Here is a 19,550-nt window from a genome sequence, read left to right on the forward strand (position 1 = left end):
AAATGTAAGTAATTGAAAGAAATAACTATTATATGATTTACATTACCCAACTCATTTACGTCAAAGAAGGTCAGGAAGCCATTTTTCACCGGTTTGAAGATATTGCCATTCCGATCATTGCGAAATATAATGGTCAACTGCTGTTGAGAGTGCGCCCAACGGATGAGACGATCGTCGAAACAGGCATCGAAAAACCGTACGAGATTCATTTGGTTTCTTTCGAGTCAGAGGCTGATTTTCTGGGATTTATGAAGGATGAAGAACGAAAGCAGTTTCTGCATTTGAAAGAACAGTCTATTCTGTTGTCAGTGCTTTATAAAGGAATAAAATTATAGCATAGGCTCATAGAAACCCGTTTATTTAGTGGGGCAATAATAGACAATGGCTATTTTTATTCATTAAATCGCCAAATGGCCGTATGTTCTTCCTGAAAGGTCAATGTTGAATTTCCGAATTCCCACACCTGTTGACCGGGAACATCGGTTACTTCAAATCTGACTTCCGTAATACCGTGTAAACGGCCGCCGGATAAAGAGATTTGATAGGTTACTCCTTCGGCATCTGAGAAGGAAAAACCATTTTCGATAGCTGTCGTTAAATAACCAAAATCACCGGCAAATTGCTCAAATGCTTGATATACCGCAGAATCAACCCATATTGTCAATCCAATGACGTTTTTGAGAATGGGATTTTTAATGGCAGGAATGATTGACTTGTAACGTTCCAGAACAGCAGAGCGATTGATATTCTCTTCAGACATAACCGGTATATCGGACGAATTCTTCCATTCTTTTAAGAAAGTCGGCAGGTATTCCATGCTCCAAACGGCTATCGGGCTTTCAAGAGTAAAGTTTGGTGGAATCAACATTTCGAACCAATTTACCTGCCTTTCGTTGGAAGGCCGTGTAATGGTCAGGCGCGTTGAGTTGGGCCATTTTTGTTGTAAAAGCGTTGTTACACCTTTGTGCTCCAGACCAAAAGCGATTGCTGAATCGCCAATGTGCCGCGTAGTTTCGGTCGTGACATCAAAAAATTCGAAATACGTTTTTGCACCGTAAAAATAGAGTCCCGTGTAGCTGCGGTCGGTACGGTGCGTAGTGCGGATTTCATTGGGCGCGAAGTGTTCCCTCAAAAATCTGCTTCTGCTGATTGCACGATAGGTAGAAGCATCTATGGTAAGGTAAAAATGATTAAGAAGTACAGTAAAGGGATTCATTTAGGGCTATATTTGACCTTTTTTTGTATATTTTTGAAATGATTTTTGTCAATGTAATAATTATTGATTTTAAAATAGTATGTTTGTAACGGTAATTACCATTTTTTTTCATTTTTTATTTTTTTTTCAATGAACACAGGAACAGTAAAGTTCTTCAATGAAACCAAAGGATTCGGTTTCATCGTAGACAGTAACACAGGCGAAGAAATTTTTGTACACGTATCAGGTCTTGTTGATAATGTACGTGAAGGTGACGTAGTTACTTTCGAAACTGCACAAGGCAAAAAAGGCTTGAATGCTACCAAAGTAAAACGTGCGTAAATAAAAACGCAAACGAAAGACATTTTGTTGAGAGCAACTTAGGGAGCTTAAAAACGATGTAAGAACCAAAGGGCAAGCGGGAAACCGGTTGCCCTTTGTGTTTTTCGACAATTCTAAAAATTACCTTTTTTCCATTCAGGCCCGTTTTGCTCAAGCAGCCAAATACGAATGTTTTTCATTTTTTTTGCGACTTGCTTTCCCTCCCCAATCCCCAGTACACTAAAAGCAGTGGCAAGCGCATCGGCTGCCGTGCCATTGGTGGCTATAACAGTGGTACGGGTGTGTGTAATCAGGCCGATGCCTGTGCGCGGATCTACAATGTGAGAATAACGAATACCATTGTGTTCCAGAAAGCGATACGTATCTCCGGAGGTTGCCACACCGCAATTTTTAAGAGTTACTACTTTTTTTGCCGTCGAGTCTTTTCCTCCTGAACTTACTTCGATCTCCCAACCGGCTTTTTGAGGAGGCGCGTCGCCAATGGCCAGATCGCCACCGGCATCCAAAAAGGCAGAAGTAATGTTGAAAGACCGCAAAACACGCAGGGCCTCGTCGGCGGCATATCCTTTGCCAATGGCTCCAAAATCGAGGCGCATTCCTTTTTGAGTAAGCAATACCGTGCGATTTTTAGCGTTTAGACGTACTTTTTTATATCCAACGGCTTGTTTCGCTTCGCGTATTTGTGCGCTGTCGGGGAAATAATTTCGGCGTAATGCGCGCCGCCAAAGCTGAACGACCGGCCCTACCGTGACATCAAAGGTGCCGTTGGTTTGTTTACTGAACTTGAGTGATTGCTGAAGTAGCTCGAAGAGTATTTTACTGGCCGGGAAGGATTGTCCGGAACCGGCCGTAGACGAGAGCCGGTTGGTTTCGCTGCCATCCAGGTAGTCGCTTAAAATGGTAGTTAAGAATTCAATGCGTTTAAATACGCTATCGGAGGCTATTTTGGCAATGGAATCATTGGGGGCATAAAAAACCAGATTGAATTCCGAACCCATCGCGTTGCGGAAATAAGCGTACCGTTTTTGTGCCTTACCGGACGTACTGCTTATAAGTAATAAAAGGCCGATAATTGCTAAATACTGAAGGGTAATCTGTGGGTAGGATACTTTGAATCGTAATTTTATCATTTGGTGAAAATGCTCAAGTCACAAATAAATTTTAACTTTTTTAGAAATAATGAACCTTTTTGCATGGTTTTTGGTATGAAAATTATAAAAATCATTCCTGTGAAAACCAAACGTGCCGCTGTTTGTTGTTGCTGTATCCTTTGCTAAGCAATGAAAGGGGAATGATTTACTCATTATAATCAAGAAATTGAGCTGCCCTTTTCCGAAGAAAGGGCTTTTATTTTGCAACCCAAAATGCCATGACATTAACTGAACAAGTACTTTCCGTTTCATTTTTGGAGCGTCTTGCCGAGCAGAATAACCAATATCGGCATCGACTCCCTTCTCGAAGCAGTGTAGGGAAATTTGTGGAAGAAATCATGTGTTTTCTTTTTCCCGTTACGCAGGATTGTGAACGTACTTCGATGGATTTACCGGAAGCGTATCGGCGCCTGCAAACCCGTTTGTTGTGTCTGCTTGACCCTCTGGACAGAAATATGGATGCAGATAAGGAAACCATCATGGAACAATTTCTGGCTCAGCTTCCCGCTATTTACGAAAACCTTCTGCTGGACGCACAGGCCATTTCTGATAATGATCCGGCATCCGTTGGCATTGAAGAGGTCATCGCAGTCTATCCGGGCTTCTATGCTATTTCGGTGTATCGGTTGGCACACGCATTGGTGGATCTCAATGTGCCTTTGTTGCCCCGTATGCTCACTGAGCACGCGCACGGACTGACCGGTATTGACATTCACCCTAAAGCAAATATCGGACAGTCTTTTTTCATTGACCATGGCACCGGTGTTGTGATCGGGGAAACGACTGATATAGGAAACAACGTAAAAGTATATCAAGGGGTTACCTTGGGAGCTTTGAGCGTTTCAAAATCAATGGCCGAAACCAAGCGCCACCCAACCATTCAGGACAATGTTGTTATCTATGCCAATGCGACCATTTTGGGTGGCAAAACGGTGATCGGCAAGGATTCTATCATTGGCGGGAATGCATGGCTTACCGCAAGTGTACCGCCGTTTTCGCAGGTATATCATCAGAGCGAACTGAAAATACGGCAAACGTCACTTTAGAAATGCTTAGGAGGGCTGGGAGGGCTGAGAAGTAGTTCTTCTAGGCCAGCCCTCTGACAAATCTTCTGACGGATTCCATAAAAACAGGCTCAAAATTCGGCAGCGTGTGACGAGTTTGTGTTACGCCTGTTACCACTAAAAAACCGTACGTCAGGCACCACCATTCGTAAAAAGTTTTGGAAACGGCATCGGCAGAGCGGGGGCGAATCAGGGCCAATGCTTCCCAAATAGGGTGGTTGTTGAGCATGGCAAATTCTATTTGATACGCCTGTTTGGATTGACAAATTCCCCCTTCCATATTGAACATTACCTGAAAGACTTCCATTTGCGTGACCATGAATCGCCATTGTATTTGCGCAAATTCGGTGATCAGTTTTTCCGGACTTCGGTACAATGTCTTTAGCTTGAGGAGTTCTTCGTGCAGATAGGCAAAGCCTTCATTTCGAATCGTTTCCAGGAGTTTATCTTTATTGTCAAAATATTCGTAAAGAATGGGAGGGCTATATTCAATGACTTCAGCAATTTTTCGGATAGAGACGGCCTGCCAACCCTCTTCACGAGCTATGTCGCGGGCAGTTTTGAGGATGTCGTTACGGACTTGCTTCCGCAATCGTTCACGACGTTCAATGATTCCCATGAGGTAGAATATGGATTAGAAGAAACTTTACACTGTTAAATTATATACAATTAAAAAAGAATAGCGTTAAAAACCAAACGGCAAACAATAAAAAAGGCTTGATCAACGTTTAATCAAGCCTTTTTTATGCCTAATATGGGATGTTTTTTTGCCTCTTAGGTATATAATGGAGGCCTACAACTGTTCAAGCGATGCTTTGATAGCAACAAAGTCAGGCAGTTCACCCGCGTTTTCCAAAACTTCGGCGTACTGAATGATTCCTTCGCCATCAACGACAAAGGCGGCCCGGCGTGATACGCCTTTCATGCCGAATACGAACGTATCATAGAACGCACCGAAGGCCTGAGAGGTTTCTTTATTAAAATCGGACAACAGGTCGAAACTATACTTTTGTTCAGCTTTAAATTTGCCCAGCGTAAATAACGAATCGACCGAAATACCCACTACTTCGGCTCCTAAACGGGTATAATATTCGATGTCATCACGCATCGTACACAATTGTGCAGTGCAAACACCCGTAAATGCTGCGGGGAAAAAATGAATGATAAGATTTTTTCCTTTAAAATCTTCCAGTGAAACCTGCTTTTTCTCGGTATTATAAAGCGTAAATGAGGGAGCTTTGTCGCCTTTTTGTAATGACATGATAATTTGGATTTGGTTTTATTTACCGCAAAAATATAAATACATCCTGAAAACTTGCCAAATCATTAAATGTTCGTAATTATGCCAAAAAAAGTACCTTTCACTGTAGGAGGCTGAACAAACTTTGCAGTATATAATATACTAAACCACCGCTTAAGCGGATTTACCATTCACTAATACATTCATAAAAGTATGCAAACCATTTGGGGAATAGACCTCGGCGGAACTAAAATTGAAGGAGTCGTATTATCATCACCTTCGCCTGATGCAATTATTATTCGCAAAAGAATTGATACAGAAGCCCACAAAGGCTATGAGCACATCGTCGGTCGGATCGTGGGACTGGTGCAGGAATTGGAAAGAGAAACAGGATATAAAGCTCCGAGTTTGGGAATTTGCACTCCCGGCACCGTTGAGCCATCCAATAGTTTGATGAAAAATTGTAATACCACCTGTCTCAATGATATGCCCCTTCAGGGAGACCTGTCAGAAAAATTGGGCATTCCCATTTTTATTGCCAATGATGCCAATTGCTTTGCATTAGCTGAAGCCACGATGGGAGTTGTGCCGGACGTGGTTCCTGATTATCAATGCGTATTTGGGGTAATTATGGGTACGGGCGTAGGAGGTGGTGTGGTAATTAAAGGAAAGGACGGGCAGCCCTTTGTGTTGAACGGAACGCAGGGAATTGGTGGAGAGTGGGGGCATAATGAATTGGAGTCCAATGGCTATGATTGCTATTGCGGTAAAAAAGGGTGTGTTGAGCAAGTTCTTTCCGGCCCGGCCCTACAGCGTTATTATGCGCAGATCAGCGGTCAGGAATTGAAAATGAAAGAGATCGTGGCAAGACATTATGCCGGCACTGATCCGTATGCTTCCCAAACCATTGATCGAATGTTGGAGCATTTCGGTAAAGCGGTCTCGGTACTTATGAATATTTTGGATCCGGATGCCATCGTATTGGGCGGTGGCGTTGGAAATATAGAACTGTTGTATACAGAAGGAGTGGAGCGGGCAAAAAAATATATCTTTAACAGCGGTCGGGTTGAAACAAAAATTCTTCGTCCTAAGTTAGGAGATAGTGCCGGTGTGTTTGGCGCGGCAATGTTGTCGATATAATATGAAGTGTAAAGTTAAAAGGGAAGTGTAAAGCGTCTTAGGAATGCAACATCAGCCTTTGAAATGGAGAATTAAGAATGAATCATTGGTTAATAAAGTCTGAACCGTTTGTTTACAGTTGGGATGATTTTGTAAAAGCAGGAAGAAGTGTTTGGGATGGTGTCCGCAATTATCAGGCGCGCAACAACCTGAAAGCCATGCAAAAAGGCGATTGGGTGTTTTTTTATCACAGCAATGAAGGGCTTGCCGTTGTGGGCATCGCACAGGTGGATCGTGAAGCCTATCCTGATCCGACGATTGATGACCCACGTTGGGTAGTGGTAGAACTGGTGCCTGTTGAGAAGTTAAAACGGCCTGTTTCATTACAGGAAATTAAGGCAGATAATAGATTGCAGGAAATAGCGTTAATTAGGCAATCTCGTTTGTCGGTCATGCCCATCAAGCGGGAAGAGTTCGACCTAATCTTAAGTTTTAGCAACGATGAAAACACCTAATCAATCAATTGTCCATAGCTCCCGATCACGCTGCCGTCTTTTCGCAGTGCGCGGAGCAATGTTAGTTTCGGCGTTTTATTGCCTCTTATTTGCCACTTTTGGCCTATTTCCTGCACAATTACAGGCGCAGACCGTGAAACGTATAGAGTTGCCAACTCCCGGCACCAATGAATCGTACCATACGATCTCGTTGGGTGCAAAAGGCGTTGTGTTGGTTTCTCAGCTTTCCAAAAATGCGTTCAACATTCAAAAGTTCAACGTTGATCTGGACCGTGATTGGTCCATAAACGGCACCATCGAAGATAACCTTGATTTTGTAAAGTCTTCGTACGACGGCCAATCGGTATATCTTCTTTTTACCCGTAATCGGACCGATTTTTACCAGGTTGTGAAGGTAGGAATCGCGGGTTTTATGGAAACATTTTACCTTACGTCGGTTGATCGTTTTCAGATCACAGATTTCCAAACGATCGGTTATTCCGTTTTTATGGCGGGCACGGTGCGCGACGAGCCGATGTTGTTATATACCAATTTGGCTACGAAACAAAGTAAGATCCTGCCCGGTGTTACCCAAGCCAACACAGTGATCCAATCAGTAGATATTGACACAACCCACCACATGGTGAACGTTTGTTATGCAGCACGTAAAGGACGGGAAATCAAACTTATTTCCCGTACGTATGATGAATACGGGCAATCGATAGGGCAGGTGATGGTTAGCCCTGAGCCTGATTATTCATTGCTCAACGGGCGTCTTTTTATGCTTAACGATTCTACCAAACTGATGATCGGCACGTACGGTTTCCGCAATATGCAGGGAAACAATAACAGCGCGTCGCAGGGATTATTTTTGAGCAAGATCGTGTATGATGAGGTGGAATTTACTCAATATCACAGTTTTACGGACTTTAAGAATTTCTTCAATTTCATGAGCGAGCGTGAGCAGGAGCGGATGCAACGCAAAATTGAACGCAAAAAAGAAAACGGCGATGATGTAAAACTGAATTATCGTTTATTGGTCCACGACATCATTGAGCAAAACGGTAATTACCTGATCTCAGGAGAAGTTTTCTACCCCGAATACCGCAACAATTCGAACGGAATGTATGGCATGAACTCATGGTGGGGCTCACCGGTTATGTCCCCTTGGGGCATTGGCGGTATGGGAATGTTTCCCTCGTATGGTCTTTGGAATCCTTACTATTGGGATCCTTGGTACGGGGCACGCCGGATGAACAACGGGCAGATATTCAATGGCTTTATTTATACCCACGCCATTGTGGCCGGTTTTAACCCCAAAGGGGATTTGATCTGGGACAATTCGCTGCCGTTTGAAAATGTGCGGAGCATGGAATTGAAAGAAAAAATGAAGGTGAAGCCCAACCTTGATCAAACGGTCTCCATGTTTTACAGCAATAAAGGAGCGATCAAGGCGAAAGTTTTTGATAAAGATCGCGTGTTGAATGATCGCCAGCCTATTCCGATCATGACCGCCGATGCCGGTGATAAAGTACGCCAAACCAACACCGACGAAGTGTTATATTGGTTCGATAATTATTATTTAGCGTTTGGCTATCAACGTATTACTGGCGACGATGGCCGCAGGAATGTTTTTTACCTGAATAAAATATCTTTTTAATAAAGTGGCCGGATAGTCAACCGTTAATGTACAACGGTTGACTATCGCCCTTAATAGACAAATGCAACTTCTGACTCCTCTCCACTGGCAAGACTACGAACTGATTGATAGCGGTAATTTCGAAAAATTGGAACGATTTGGCGATTACATCTTAGCCCGCCCCGAACCCCAAGCCATTTGGGATAAATCTCTTTCTGAAAACGACTGGAAAAAAAAGGCGCAGGCCACCTTCATGCGTGACAAGCAGGCTACTGAGCGCGGAGAGTGGCAATTGACCAAAGGAATGCCCGAAAAATGGTGGATCGGTTATCAACATGCCGGTCTTTCTCTGCGCTTGAAATGCTCCCTTACTTCTTTCAAACACGTCGGTATCTTTCCGGAACAAGCCGTTAACTGGGATTATTTAGACCAAAAACTGCGTGCGCTGCCCGTTGAAAAACCCGCCGTTTTAAATCTCTTTGCTTATACAGGAGCGGCATCGGTAGCCGCCAAACAAGCCGGTGCGGATGTAACTCACGTAGATTCGATCAAACCCGTAGTGACATGGGCGCGCGAAAACATGGAAGCGAGTGAGGCAGACAATATTCGGTGGATGGTGGAAGATGCGTTCAAATTTGTGCAACGCGAAGTCCGTCGCGGTAAAAAATACAACTGCATTATTCTTGACCCACCTGCCTATGGACGCGGGCCGGCGGGCGAAAAATGGATATTGGAAGAGCAATTGAACGAGTTATTGAAATCCTGTGCTGAGTTGTTAGATGCTGAGCATCATGTTTTTATTTTGAATCTCTATTCTTTAGGGTTTTCAGCATTAATGGCCGAAAATCTGATCTTGGATCGATTTGGTAAGATGGCCAATGCAGAATGCGGAGAACTTTATCTTGCCGATCAAAAACAACGGAAGTTGCCCTTGGGGATATTTTATCGCTTTGCGAGCGTCTAAGCTCCGGAATAATCGTGCATTTGCCCAAAACTTTCGCGTACTTTGCATCAAAGAGTGACCCTAATCTGTACCGAGCAACTTGAGAGCTTTAACGTATATAGTAAGTATTTGTCTGGCAATGTGGTTGGGAGGATGTAGCAGTGATGAACGTCAAAGTACCCGCATTCCACCGCTTCCTTCCGACGATGCCCTGAAGCGTGCCGAAATCGGCGTTAATTACCTGACGGCCGTTATTCGACGCAGCCCCCGTAATTCTCTTAATTATCACAAAAGGGCTGAATTGTATGTTGTACTTCGCAACTTGCCGAGTGCGTTGGAGGATATCAATGAAGCCCTGGACATCAGCCCCAGTAACGGCCTTTATCTTCTTTCTAAAGCGCGTATTCTTCGTCAACTTAAACGGAATGATGAAGCACTGGCTGCGGCTCGGCGCGCCGAAGTTTTGCAGCAGGATACACCCGAGTTATACATTCTGTTGGGTGACCTGACGCAGCAAAAAATGCAATACCGTCAGGCAAAACTGTATTTATCTAAAGCCCTGCAAATGGCTCCTTATGAAGGGGAAGCCTATTTTTACAATGGCCTGTTGGATGCCCGGCAGGGAGATACCTTATCGGGCGTTGCGCTTATGCAGCGGGCATTGGAATTGAAACCGCGTTTTGCGCCTGCCTACGTGGAGTTAACGACCATCCATACGCGATTGCACGATTATATTCAGGCAAAAGATATTAATGACCAAGGACTGCGGTACTTTCCGAAAGAGTCGGCGCTTCATTACGCACGCGGAATTATGTACCATAATCAAAAGCGTTTGGATAGCGCGTTGATCGCTTACCGAGCGGCAATAAAATTTGATTCCTCCAATTATGCTGCTGATTTTCAGGCAGGGATCATTTATCTCAAATGGAACAGTTTGCCGTCGGCAATTCAGAGTTTTCAAAAAGTCATGCGCTATAACCCGAACTATCCGCAGATCAATTTTCTGCTCGGAACGGCGTATGACAAGCATGGAAACTTAGAAGGAGCTATTGAACAATATACGTTAGCCACACAACTGGATGCCAATGATTGGCGTTCTCGCGGAAGACTTTACCGCGCACAACAGCGTAAATATTACCTGGATACGTACGGCACTTTGCCGCCTGCTTCTCCTGAAATAACGTCAGAAACCGACGAAGAGAAAGAAATCTCCGAAAAAGCCCTTGATCCGGAAAGGGTAAAAATCAATATTTTGACTCCGCGCCTTGAATTGAAAACGAAAAGTGATACGATACGGAGCTTGAAAATCAGGCAGTAGTCAATAGTTCGTTCGCAATAGTTGGCAGTAACGTTTAAAACAACCATTTTTGCAGAAAATTTATCGGCGATTCGTGCTAGTTTGTAATAGCGGGAAGTCGATAAAGCGTGACTAAACAAACAAATTAACATGAGTAACATCAAAATCACCCTGCCCGACGGCAGTGTGCGCGAGTATCCCCAAGGCTCGTCAAGTATGGACATTGCGCTGAGTATCAGCGAAGGACTGGCGCGAAATGTATTAGCTGCCAAAGTCAACGGACAAGTGTGGGATGCCACGCGCCCCATTGATACGGACGCTACCGTTCAGCTTTTGACGTGGAATGATACCGATGGAAAGGCTACTTTCTGGCACTCTTCGGCCCACTTATTGGCCGAGGCAATTGAGGCATTGTACCCGGGAACAAAATTTGGTATTGGCCCGGCCATCGAAACGGGTTTTTATTATGACATTGATCTGGGCGGTAAGCCTTTTTCGCAGGAAGATTTTAAAAAAGTAGAAGATAAGATGCTTGAACTCGCCCGTCAAAAAAGCGAGTACAAGCGAACAGCGGTCAGTAAGGCCGATGCTATTGAGTATTTTACCGAAAAAGGCGATGAATATAAACTGGAGTTGATCGACGGCCTTCAGGATGGACAGATCACTTTTTATTCACAGGGTAACTTTACTGACCTTTGTCGCGGACCGCATATTCCCAATACCGGTTTTATCAAAGCCGTTAAGCTCATGAATGTGGCGGGAGCGTATTGGCGTGGTGATGAAAAGCGCCCCATGCTGACGCGGGTATACGCCGTGACATTTCCGAAACAAAAAGAACTGGAGGACTACCTGCACGTATTGGAAGAGGCCAAACGCCGCGACCACCGCAAACTCGGAAAAGAACTGGAGCTATTTACGTTTTCGGAAAAAGTAGGGGCCGGATTGCCGCTTTGGTTGCCCAAAGGAGCCTTACTGCGTGAGCGTCTTGAGAGTTTTTTACGTCGGGCGCAGGTACGGGCGGGGTATTCTCCCGTAGTGACACCGCACATTGGCAGTAAACAATTGTACGTAACCTCAGGGCACTGGGAAAAATACGGAAAAGACTCATTCCAGCCGATTCATACACCTGAAGAAGGGGAGGAGTTTATGCTTAAACCCATGAACTGCCCTCACCATTGCGAAATTTACAAGGCGCGTCCACGGTCTTACCGTGAGTTGCCTTTGCGTTTGGCAGAATTCGGAACGGTATATCGTTACGAGCAAAGCGGTGAGTTGCATGGCTTGACCCGGGTTCGTGGTTTTACGCAGGATGATGCCCACATCTTCTGTCGCCATGATCAGGTAAAAGACGAATTTAAACGCGTGATTGATCTGGTTCAATACGTATTTCGTTCGTTGGGTTTTGATAGTTACAGCGCGCAAATCTCGCTTCGTGACCCTGCCAAGCCCGAAAAGTATTTTGGGAGCGACGAAGATTGGAATCGTGCTGAATCGGCCATCATCGAAGCGGCAGCCGAAAAAGGCTTGAACACCGTCACTGAATTGGGCGAAGCAGCCTTCTACGGTCCTAAACTTGACTTTATGGTGCGCGATGCGTTGGGCCGTAAATGGCAATTGGGAACGATTCAGGTGGATTATCAATTGCCGCAACGTTTTGAACTTGAATACATGGGCAGCGATGGAAACAAGCACCGTCCTGTCATGATTCACCGCGCCCCGTTTGGGTCGTTGGAGCGTTTTATTGCAATTTTGATCGAAAATACGGCCGGTAATTTTCCGTTGTGGCTTTCACCTGACCAGATCGCGGTATTGCCTATTTCGGAAAAATACATGGATTACGCCAACGATGTTTTTCTGCAATTGCAGGAAGCCGATGTTCGCGGATACGTAGATCACCGTGATGAGAAGATCGGTCGGAAGATCCGTGATGCCGAAGTCAATAAATTGCCATATATGTTGATCGTAGGCGAAAAAGAGCAAGCCGACGGAACTATTTCCGTACGCCGCAAAGGTCACCCGGACATGGGAGCAATGACGCTTGACGAATTTATAAATTCCTTCAAAACGGAGATACAAAGCGGTATTGCTACGTTTGGAGCGTAATTTAAAAGAGTATAAAAACAAAAATTCCGCACTGAGAAGTGCGGAATTTTTATTTGGAAATCTATGCTCAGCGATTTGTTAACAAAGCCGCCGTTAATACCTGTGTACCCGTGCCACCGACCCGACCGCGTAACAATACTGTATAAAAACGACCTTTGACGGGCGCTAAAGTAAAGGTAGATGCCGCTAAGTTGGCCGTTGTTCCATTCAGACGTACCTGGATCGGCAACGCCGCCCCACCGGAAGCAACGGGAGGAATAGGTACAAAGTCTGATACGTTTTTATAGAGTACATTGGCCATAGCAGCGGGATAGGTTCCGTTGAAACCTACATCGTAACCTGTCGCAGTATTGACAATGGTATTGACCACGCGTAAATACGCTTTTGAGGTATCGGCAGGGGTAAGCTTATCTTCTACAATCAAAGGTTCCAAACTGCCGGGAGTGGCCGGCGAACCAACCGCAAATACAGAGTAGTATTTGTCGGCCTCCAAGGGTACGGTACCGCTCATAACGGTCGTTTGTGCCGTTGTCCCGACGGCGGGTACAATGACTTCCACTTTGGCCGAGCCCGCTTCGATGACAGCATAATCTACTGCCGGATAAATACTTCCGTAAGTGATTACCCCCGGAGTTGCCGGAGCGACGGTAAGTACGCCGGTAAATTGACGATTATTGACCAAAACACTGAGGCCCGGTCCATCGACAATGGTGTGGTGAAATTTTACACGCGCTCCCGACGCCGGAGTGACAATGGCAAGTTGGTCAGTGGATTCACCTATACAGGAAAAAAGAACGGGTGAACTAATGCCGACAAACAAAAGGCATTTGAATATAAAAAGGTAGTGTTTCATTTTGAGTCTTTTATGGTTTAAAGATCAGTCAGTCTGACGGTGCGATTAAGGCTGCACAAACCATATTTCTTTGGTATGATAATCTGCATCCAACGCACCGATTTTATTCAAAGCTGCCTGATTCCAAACATACTCCGAATTGAAACGAGGGCGTAAACGATACGCTAATTTGCCATTATTGTCCGGAAACAGGGTTGTTCCTGTAGGTGCGGTAAATCCTTTGAATACATCCGAGCTGTATTTGTAACGACGCATGTCCACCCAACTTTCCATGTGGCCGTGAACAAACATGGAGAGGTATTTTTGGGTCATTATGTCACTGAGGGTAAGTGCAGCGGCGGTTTGAGCGACGGCACTGCTTTTGAGATAAGCAGCACGTTCGGTATTAAAAGTAGCGCGCGCTGTGGCATCGGTAGCCGAAATAAGCGAAAACACCCAATCCAAGTGCGCATTGATCCCTTTGGTATACGCATCAAGCGCCATTGCTTTGTCGCCTTTGATAAACGCAGCTTCGGCTTTTACGAATTGCATTTCCCAGTAGGTAATGAGCGGATGAGCCGTCGCATTATCAAAAATGGATTTACCCGTAGCGGGAGTGGTGGCCGTCGGCTGCGACTGTCCCCAGAAATTAGCTACGCGATTGGTTCGTCCGGCAACGTTGTTGGGATCACCGGTATTGACATTGACACCTCTGAAAACCTTGTCATCGCTGGCGGTTAACATGGCCGCCATGCGCGGGTCGATGGCGTTGGGGAAGATCGTTCCGTCGAACAGGCTGACGAGGTAATTGCTTTGACGGTAGGAGTTCATATTGTTGCGAAGCGGCCCCCAGAAATTGGCATCTGTTGTACTGACGCCGTTGTGTGGGATGTAGAAATTGTCGGCGTTGCTGCTGAACGAGGCGTCTACAAATTTAATAACGGCATCGGGATTGTAGCTGCCTTTTTTGTTCGTGAGGTGATTGGCATTACGGGCTAAGATCGCATTGACAAATTTTATCCATTTGGTACGGTCTCCTTTATAAACAAGGTCACCACGTCCTAAGGAGGCGGCCGATACACCACCGTCAGTATGACCGAGATCGGACAGGGCTTCATTGCTCAGACGTACCACTTCTTTGTACACATCTTCCTGTGAATCATAATCAAATACATAACGATTTGGCTCCCAAGCCTGTTTGAGTATCAACTCGCCGTTGGCATCTGTCGTGCTTTGCCAAGCCCAGGCCCGTATCGCTTTGGCTACTCCCATGTAATCCCATTGCTGTTTGGAGGCAGCATCTTCGATCACTAAGTCTACGTTCTTCCCAATTGACCAATAGAGCGAGCGCCACATTTCGCCGCCATTGTCGCTTCCTGCCGCGTAACCGTGACGATCCCATACATTCCCTGCGGCCGCCGCCAACCAATATTGGCAATATTGACCGGTAAAACGCCCGTCGAAAGTTTCAGCACGGGACATTTGCCCCAGCATGGGAGGTAACAGCGCAAACCCCTGAGATACTTGAGGAAAGCTTGGGTCAAAATTGACGTCTAAGTATTTTTCGCAGCTTGTCAACCCTATTCCAAGCAGCGTGACAAGTGATATTATTTTTATCTTTTTCATTTTTTAATGATCGTTTGTGTACCCGTTACCCATTGAAAAACTGTTCAATGGAAACTTTTGGTAATATCAAAAAGAAAAATTTAGTCCCACAGTCATGGTGCGGGGCAATGCCAGCGTGCCGTAGTCAAAGCCGCGTGCGCCGATACCAAGCGTTCCTGCACTTGTACCGTTTACGTCCGGGTCAGCACCGGTATAATTGGTGAGCAGGAACAATTCGTTACCCGATAAAAATATACTTCCTGTACGGAATACTTTTTGCTTGTCCAACAACCTTTGCGGGAAGGAATAACGAAGAGTGATGTCACGTAAACGAACCCAATTGATGTCGCGCTCTACGAAACTCTCTTCGGCAAAAGCCCCATAAAAATCGGCATTACGGAATTGCGGAGTAACCTGAATATTATTGGTGGTAGGAGTGTCGCTGTTTTCACGTCCATCGCGCAAAACTCCTTCGAAAATATAGGGAGTGCTTCGGTCTAATAATCTGGTAGATAGTCCATTACGGAACATGTACATTTCATTGCCGTTAAAGACATCTCCTCCTTTGCGAATATCCAAAAGGACTGAAAGCGACCAGTCTTTGAAGCGGATGGAGTTTTGGAAACCGATCATGAAATCAGGGTTACGATCCCCAATGGGTAAAAACACAGGGTTGGAAATAGGAAGCCCTGTACTTGGGCTGATGAGAACCTGTCCGCGGCTGTTACGTAAATATCCGTACCCGGCCAAGGCAGTGGTTTTTCCTTCACCGCGCGTGGTTACGTAAGAAAGGTTAGGATAAAAGGAAAGCTGATTGGGTGCCATAGCGCTTGCGCGTACGTTGCCATACAGCCAAGTATCGGAGTTGTAATATTCAGTTACATTGCCCGGCAAACTGATCACTTCATTTTGCAAACGGGTAAAATTGATATTCATATCCCACTGAATGTTGCCGGTTTTGACAGGCGTAATGTTCAATTGAGCTTCCAACCCTTTGTTTGTGATTTCGCCACCGTTCAATAGACCGAAAATAAAACCGGTGCCGTAGCTCAAACGTTGTGAGGTGATCTGGTCATAATTACGTTTGTTGAAATAGGTTAGGTCCAATCCTATACGGTTTTTGAAAAAACGGAGTTCAACACCTGTCTCGAAGCTTTGGCCGCGTTCCGGGCGAAGGTTCTCGTTACCACCGTAGAAATCATACAAAAACCCACCTCCTGTGGTCGTTTGCGGAACAAGTCGCGGACGGGTACGGTAAGGCGTAGCATCATTGCCCACCTCAGCATACGCAAAACGAAGCTTCCCATAACTCAAAAACTGCTGCTCTGTAAACACAGGCAATTCTGTAAAGATGAAACCTAAGCTGGCCGATGGATAGAAAAAGGAATTGTTTTGAACCGGAAGAGTAGACGACCAGTCGTTACGACCCGTGACCGTCAGATAGAGCATATCTGCGTAACTTAGGTTCAATGAGCCTAAAACACTGACCAAACGGCGCTGCAAAAGTGTTGCTTTGTTGCGTTGAGTGGTAGGCAGCGTGTTGTTAATACTATTGAAATCAGGTAAATACAGTTGCTCGCCGTAAATAGCTGCCGTTTCGTAGCGGCGGTCGTCTACGGTCGTTCCCACCATCAACGATGTTTTCAGTTTTCCGAAGTCTTTTTTGGCAGTTGCCCGTAAGTTACCATTGAATAATTGGCTGTTTTCCGTAGCGTTGTCTACAAATCCTTTCGCGGTAATCCCGGCGTTGGATTCCGGGTGTTGAAACCGATTGTATCGGGTAGAAAAAATGTCGGCTCCAAGGATACCGGCCAGATTAAGCCATTCGGTTGGGTTATAATCCAACTGGATATTGCCTACAGTACGGTTGGTACGGTTGCTGTTGGTGTTTTTATAGACATTAAAGTAAGGGTTGTCCAAATCGTTGGCATCTTCCCCGAACGTGCGAAAACGGCGTCCGTCAGCCGTAAGGTAGTTTTGGGCGTCCAAATAAAAAGGATAAGCTAAAATACCGATCAAAAAGCCCTGTGCTCCGCGAAGAGGCTGTTGGTTGTTGGTACCAATGTAATTGAGCGAAGTCGTAGCTGTCAGTTTGGACGAAATTTGCCCTACGCCCGTCAAACGGATATTGACCTGATCCATTTTATTGGTGGGTACCACTCCTTTGTCAGAAATGTAGGAAGTGGATAAACGATACGTAGCGCGCTCGCTTCCGCCTTCCATGGTAAGGTTATGCGATTGACGTACGCCCTGTTGGAAAAAGTTATTGACATTGTCATAGACTTTTCCGCCGCCTTCGGCTACTTCCTTAACATCTGCTCCAAAATAAGTAAAGTTGTTAGGGTTAAAAACGCCGTTCAAGCCGCGTCCGTATTGGGTTTGAGAGGTAGGAAAACGATACACATCGCGGGTACTGAGCGAGCCGTTGTAGGTAATTCTCCCTCTGCCCGTTGTACCTTTTTTAGTTGTAATGACAATTGCTCCGTTAGCCGCTTCGATGCCGTAAAGCGCCGCCGCTTCCGGACCTTTGAGTACAGTGATGGTCTCAATGTCATTGGGGTTAATGTCGGCAGCCCGGTTTTGGTAGTCCATATCGCGGTTGGGGCGATCGGTTACGAGTGCACCTTGCCCAAACGTGTTGTTGGAAATCGGCAAACCGTCTACCACATACAGGGGCTGATTGCTGTTACCGATAGAGCCGGCCCCGCGCAACTGGATCACTGCAGAGCCGCCTGCCGTTCCACTGGTAGGAGTCATCTGAAGACCTGCCACGCGACCCTGTAAGCCCATCAAAAAGTTGTCGCGTTGAGAGTCAAGCAGGGCTTGCCCTTTGACTTCCTGCACGGCGTAACCCAAGGCTCTTTTTTCCTGTTTTACACCCAATGCCGTCACAACAACCTCATTCAACTGCGATTCATCGCTTTCAAGAATAACATTGACCACGGTTCGATTGCCGACGCTGATTTCCTGACGTACAAACCCAATGTAGCTGAAGATCAGTGTAGCATTGGCAGGAGCCGATACTTTGTATTCGCCGTTATTGTCGGTGGTGGTACCGCGAGTGGAACCTTTTACAACGATGCTTACGCCGGGTAAGGCGCTGTTGTCGGAAGCACCGGAGACCTTACCGGTAATGAGGCGGTCTTGCGCAAAAAGCGAAAAACTAAACCCCATACATACCCATAAGACTCCGCTTTTGAGGAGAAATTTTTTCATACGCGTATTGAAAATGGTTTTGGTTTGTTTGTAAAAGAATCCGGAAATATTCCAAAAGAAGCAAATTCCCGTAGAATTTACAATAAAAATACCAATAATATTGCCTAAGTGTGCGGTTTATTATGGCTAATTGTGCGGATTTATGCGTTTTTATGACAAATTGTCTATTCTCGTTATTTGCAGTAATTGTTTTACTTTTGGCTTTCTAATTTAATTTTTACGTATGTCTGTAACTATTGCACCTATCCAAGAAGGAATTACGGCTTTTTTAGCTACCAAAGAATATTCCAATTATGTGGTCATTACCGATACCAACACGCGCAAACATTGTTATCCGCGACTTAAACCCTATTTGCCCAAACATCACCTCATCGTGGTTCCTGCGGGCGAACAGCACAAAAACCTGACTACGTCCGAGCAAATTTGGGGTGAAATGACCCGTTTGCAACTGGATCGCCACGCGGTGGTCTTCAATCTGGGCGGCGGAGTGATCGGCGACATGGGCGGATTTTGCGCGGCTACTTATAAACGAGGCATTGATTTTGTGCAGATTCCCACCACCTTACTCTCTCAGGTAGATGCCAGTGTGGGCGGAAAATTGGGGATAGACTTTCAGGGATTTAAGAACCATTTAGGCGTTTTTACACAACCAAAAATAGTTTTGATCGACGCATCCTTTTTGCAAACGCTTTCGTATATAGAATTGAGGTCGGGATTTGGTGAGATCATTAAGCATTGTTTGATCGCTGATGCTGCCAAATGGGAGGAGATTCGTAAAAAAGATTTTGAAGAACAGTATTGGCCGGATCTGATCGCTCATTCCGTAGAAATCAAGAAACGAGTCGTGGCAGAAGACCCAACGGAAAAAGGATTGCGGAAGATATTGAATTTTGGACATACGATCGGTCATGCCGTGGAGACCTATTTTCTGAGTAAGCCTCCCAAAGAGCGCCTCCTGCACGGAGAAGCGATTGCGGCGGGAATGATCATGGAAGCGTATATAGCCTATCGAAAAAAGCTGATCGATCTGCAAACCTTAGAACAGATAGAAGAGTTTATTTTTTCGGTGTATGGTAAAGTAGACTTAAAGTTGTCAGACGTACCGACGGTGATTCAACTGGCGCAACAGGACAAAAAGAATAAAGGCGGAGAATTGCGTTTTTCGTTGTTGACAGGTGTGGGAAGTTGCGGGTTTGATATAAAAGTCAGCCCGAGTGAAATTCAGCAAGCCGCAGTATATTATGTAGGATAATTTATTATAAACAAGTTTTACGGTAAAAAATTTGCTTTTGTAGAAAATTTCGTATTTT

Annotated in this window: 17 protein-coding genes; 10 read left to right on the plus strand and 7 right to left on the minus strand. The window is 45.3% G+C overall.

Annotated elements, in window-relative coordinates; translation table 11 throughout:
• Window positions 1–32 precede the first annotated feature (32 nt).
• Window positions 33–335: a DUF1330 domain-containing protein gene (locus ACQY73_RS01785; protein WP_428660617.1), complete on the plus strand. Its 303-nt coding sequence runs from the start codon at window positions 33–35 to the stop codon at window positions 333–335.
• A gap of 56 nt (window positions 336–391) precedes the next feature.
• On the opposite strand, the gene ACQY73_RS01790 is transcribed toward ACQY73_RS01785, so the two are convergent.
• Window positions 392–1,216, minus strand: a complete 825-nt coding sequence (locus tag ACQY73_RS01790) for a DUF5829 family protein (RefSeq protein WP_428660619.1) — start codon at window positions 1,214–1,216, stop codon at window positions 392–394.
• 129 nt (window positions 1,217–1,345) lie between these two features.
• On the opposite strand from ACQY73_RS01790, the gene ACQY73_RS01795 reads away from it, so the two are divergent.
• Window positions 1,346–1,537: a cold-shock protein gene (locus ACQY73_RS01795; protein ID WP_428660621.1), complete on the plus strand. Its 192-nt coding sequence runs from the start codon at window positions 1,346–1,348 to the stop codon at window positions 1,535–1,537.
• Window positions 1,538–1,650: 113 nt separating this feature from the next.
• On the opposite strand, the gene ACQY73_RS01800 is transcribed toward ACQY73_RS01795, so the two are convergent.
• The gene (locus ACQY73_RS01800; RefSeq protein ID WP_428660624.1) at window positions 1,651–2,667 is read right to left on the minus strand and encodes an FAD:protein FMN transferase; all 1,017 of its coding nucleotides are present in this window, start codon (window positions 2,665–2,667) and stop codon (window positions 1,651–1,653) included.
• 239 nt (window positions 2,668–2,906) lie between these two features.
• On the opposite strand from ACQY73_RS01800, the gene epsC reads away from it, so the two are divergent.
• Window positions 2,907–3,734, plus strand: coding sequence for a serine O-acetyltransferase EpsC (gene epsC, locus ACQY73_RS01805; RefSeq protein WP_428660626.1), 828 nt, complete (start codon window positions 2,907–2,909; stop codon window positions 3,732–3,734).
• Window positions 3,735–3,774: 40 nt separating this feature from the next.
• On the opposite strand, the gene ACQY73_RS01810 is transcribed toward epsC, so the two are convergent.
• Together ACQY73_RS01810 and ACQY73_RS01815 are read right to left on the minus strand one after the other, a co-directional pair.
• On the minus strand, window positions 3,775–4,371 hold the full coding sequence (locus tag ACQY73_RS01810) for a TetR/AcrR family transcriptional regulator (protein WP_428660628.1): 597 nt from the start codon (window positions 4,369–4,371) through the stop codon (window positions 3,775–3,777).
• A gap of 174 nt (window positions 4,372–4,545) precedes the next feature.
• Window positions 4,546–5,013: a redoxin domain-containing protein gene (locus ACQY73_RS01815; RefSeq protein ID WP_428660631.1), complete on the minus strand. Its 468-nt coding sequence runs from the start codon at window positions 5,011–5,013 to the stop codon at window positions 4,546–4,548.
• 192 nt (window positions 5,014–5,205) lie between these two features.
• On the opposite strand from ACQY73_RS01815, the gene ACQY73_RS01820 reads away from it, so the two are divergent.
• From ACQY73_RS01820 to thrS, 6 genes are all read left to right on the plus strand, one after another.
• Window positions 5,206–6,132, plus strand: coding sequence for an ROK family protein (locus tag ACQY73_RS01820; RefSeq protein ID WP_428660634.1), 927 nt, complete (start codon window positions 5,206–5,208; stop codon window positions 6,130–6,132).
• A gap of 77 nt (window positions 6,133–6,209) precedes the next feature.
• A complete protein-coding gene (locus ACQY73_RS01825) occupies window positions 6,210–6,626 on the plus strand; it encodes an EVE domain-containing protein (RefSeq protein WP_428660637.1) in 417 nt (138 codons plus the stop codon).
• 133 nt (window positions 6,627–6,759) lie between these two features.
• On the plus strand, window positions 6,760–8,265 hold the full coding sequence (locus ACQY73_RS01830; protein ID WP_428660639.1) for a hypothetical protein: 1,506 nt from the start codon (window positions 6,760–6,762) through the stop codon (window positions 8,263–8,265).
• Between the two features lie 61 nt (window positions 8,266–8,326).
• Window positions 8,327–9,208: a class I SAM-dependent methyltransferase gene (locus tag ACQY73_RS01835; RefSeq protein ID WP_428660642.1), complete on the plus strand. Its 882-nt coding sequence runs from the start codon at window positions 8,327–8,329 to the stop codon at window positions 9,206–9,208.
• A gap of 79 nt (window positions 9,209–9,287) precedes the next feature.
• Entirely contained in the window at window positions 9,288–10,505 is a 1,218-nt protein-coding gene (locus tag ACQY73_RS01840) for a tetratricopeptide repeat protein (RefSeq protein ID WP_428660645.1), read from the plus strand.
• A 129-nt stretch (window positions 10,506–10,634) separates the two neighbouring features.
• Window positions 10,635–12,587 carry a threonine--tRNA ligase gene (gene thrS / locus ACQY73_RS01845; RefSeq protein WP_428660648.1) on the plus strand — a complete coding sequence of 651 codons (1,953 nt, stop codon included), beginning with the start codon at window positions 10,635–10,637 and terminating at the stop codon, window positions 12,585–12,587.
• Between the two features lie 67 nt (window positions 12,588–12,654).
• Here the strand turns inward: thrS and ACQY73_RS01850 are convergent, their stop codons facing one another.
• From ACQY73_RS01850 to ACQY73_RS01860, 3 genes are all read right to left on the minus strand, one after another.
• Complete coding sequence (locus tag ACQY73_RS01850) at window positions 12,655–13,440, minus strand: DUF4397 domain-containing protein (RefSeq protein WP_428660650.1); 786 nt, start codon at window positions 13,438–13,440, stop codon at window positions 12,655–12,657.
• Window positions 13,441–13,485: 45 nt separating this feature from the next.
• Window positions 13,486–15,045, minus strand: a complete 1,560-nt coding sequence (locus tag ACQY73_RS01855) for a SusD/RagB family nutrient-binding outer membrane lipoprotein (protein ID WP_428660653.1) — start codon at window positions 15,043–15,045, stop codon at window positions 13,486–13,488.
• 66 nt (window positions 15,046–15,111) lie between these two features.
• Window positions 15,112–18,240 carry a SusC/RagA family TonB-linked outer membrane protein gene (locus ACQY73_RS01860; RefSeq protein WP_428660655.1) on the minus strand — a complete coding sequence of 1,043 codons (3,129 nt, stop codon included), beginning with the start codon at window positions 18,238–18,240 and terminating at the stop codon, window positions 15,112–15,114.
• Window positions 18,241–18,463: 223 nt separating this feature from the next.
• Here ACQY73_RS01860 and aroB point away from each other — a divergent pair, with 223 nt between their 5' ends.
• On the plus strand, window positions 18,464–19,492 hold the full coding sequence (gene aroB, locus ACQY73_RS01865) for a 3-dehydroquinate synthase (RefSeq protein ID WP_428660658.1): 1,029 nt from the start codon (window positions 18,464–18,466) through the stop codon (window positions 19,490–19,492).
• Window positions 19,493–19,550 lie beyond the last annotated feature (58 nt).

The sequence above is a fragment of the Runella sp. genome, assembly GCF_965279615.1.
Lineage (GTDB): Bacteria > Bacteroidota > Bacteroidia > Cytophagales > Spirosomataceae > Runella.

What these genes read in the sequence shown, in the direction of transcription:
- ACQY73_RS01825 (WP_428660637.1), top strand. Translation starts at nt 6,210, where the DNA reads ATGAATCATTGGTTAATAAAGTCTGAACCGTTTGTTTACAGTTGGGAT.
- epsC (WP_428660626.1), top strand. Translation starts at nt 2,907, where the DNA reads ATGACATTAACTGAACAAGTACTTTCCGTTTCATTTTTGGAGCGTCTT.
- ACQY73_RS01860 (WP_428660655.1), bottom strand. Translation starts at nt 18,240, where the DNA reads ATGAAAAAATTTCTCCTCAAAAGCGGAGTCTTATGGGTATGTATGGGG.
- ACQY73_RS01855 (WP_428660653.1), bottom strand. Translation starts at nt 15,045, where the DNA reads ATGAAAAAGATAAAAATAATATCACTTGTCACGCTGCTTGGAATAGGG.
- ACQY73_RS01790 (WP_428660619.1), bottom strand. Translation starts at nt 1,216, where the DNA reads ATGAATCCCTTTACTGTACTTCTTAATCATTTTTACCTTACCATAGAT.
- aroB (WP_428660658.1), top strand. Translation starts at nt 18,464, where the DNA reads ATGTCTGTAACTATTGCACCTATCCAAGAAGGAATTACGGCTTTTTTA.
- ACQY73_RS01800 (WP_428660624.1), bottom strand. Translation starts at nt 2,667, where the DNA reads ATGATAAAATTACGATTCAAAGTATCCTACCCACAGATTACCCTTCAG.
- ACQY73_RS01785 (WP_428660617.1), top strand. Translation starts at nt 33, where the DNA reads ATGATTTACATTACCCAACTCATTTACGTCAAAGAAGGTCAGGAAGCC.
- ACQY73_RS01815 (WP_428660631.1), bottom strand. Translation starts at nt 5,013, where the DNA reads ATGTCATTACAAAAAGGCGACAAAGCTCCCTCATTTACGCTTTATAAT.
- ACQY73_RS01810 (WP_428660628.1), bottom strand. Translation starts at nt 4,371, where the DNA reads ATGGGAATCATTGAACGTCGTGAACGATTGCGGAAGCAAGTCCGTAAC.
- ACQY73_RS01850 (WP_428660650.1), bottom strand. Translation starts at nt 13,440, where the DNA reads ATGAAACACTACCTTTTTATATTCAAATGCCTTTTGTTTGTCGGCATT.
- thrS (WP_428660648.1), top strand. Translation starts at nt 10,635, where the DNA reads ATGAGTAACATCAAAATCACCCTGCCCGACGGCAGTGTGCGCGAGTAT.
- ACQY73_RS01820 (WP_428660634.1), top strand. Translation starts at nt 5,206, where the DNA reads ATGCAAACCATTTGGGGAATAGACCTCGGCGGAACTAAAATTGAAGGA.
- ACQY73_RS01795 (WP_428660621.1), top strand. Translation starts at nt 1,346, where the DNA reads ATGAACACAGGAACAGTAAAGTTCTTCAATGAAACCAAAGGATTCGGT.
- ACQY73_RS01835 (WP_428660642.1), top strand. Translation starts at nt 8,327, where the DNA reads ATGCAACTTCTGACTCCTCTCCACTGGCAAGACTACGAACTGATTGAT.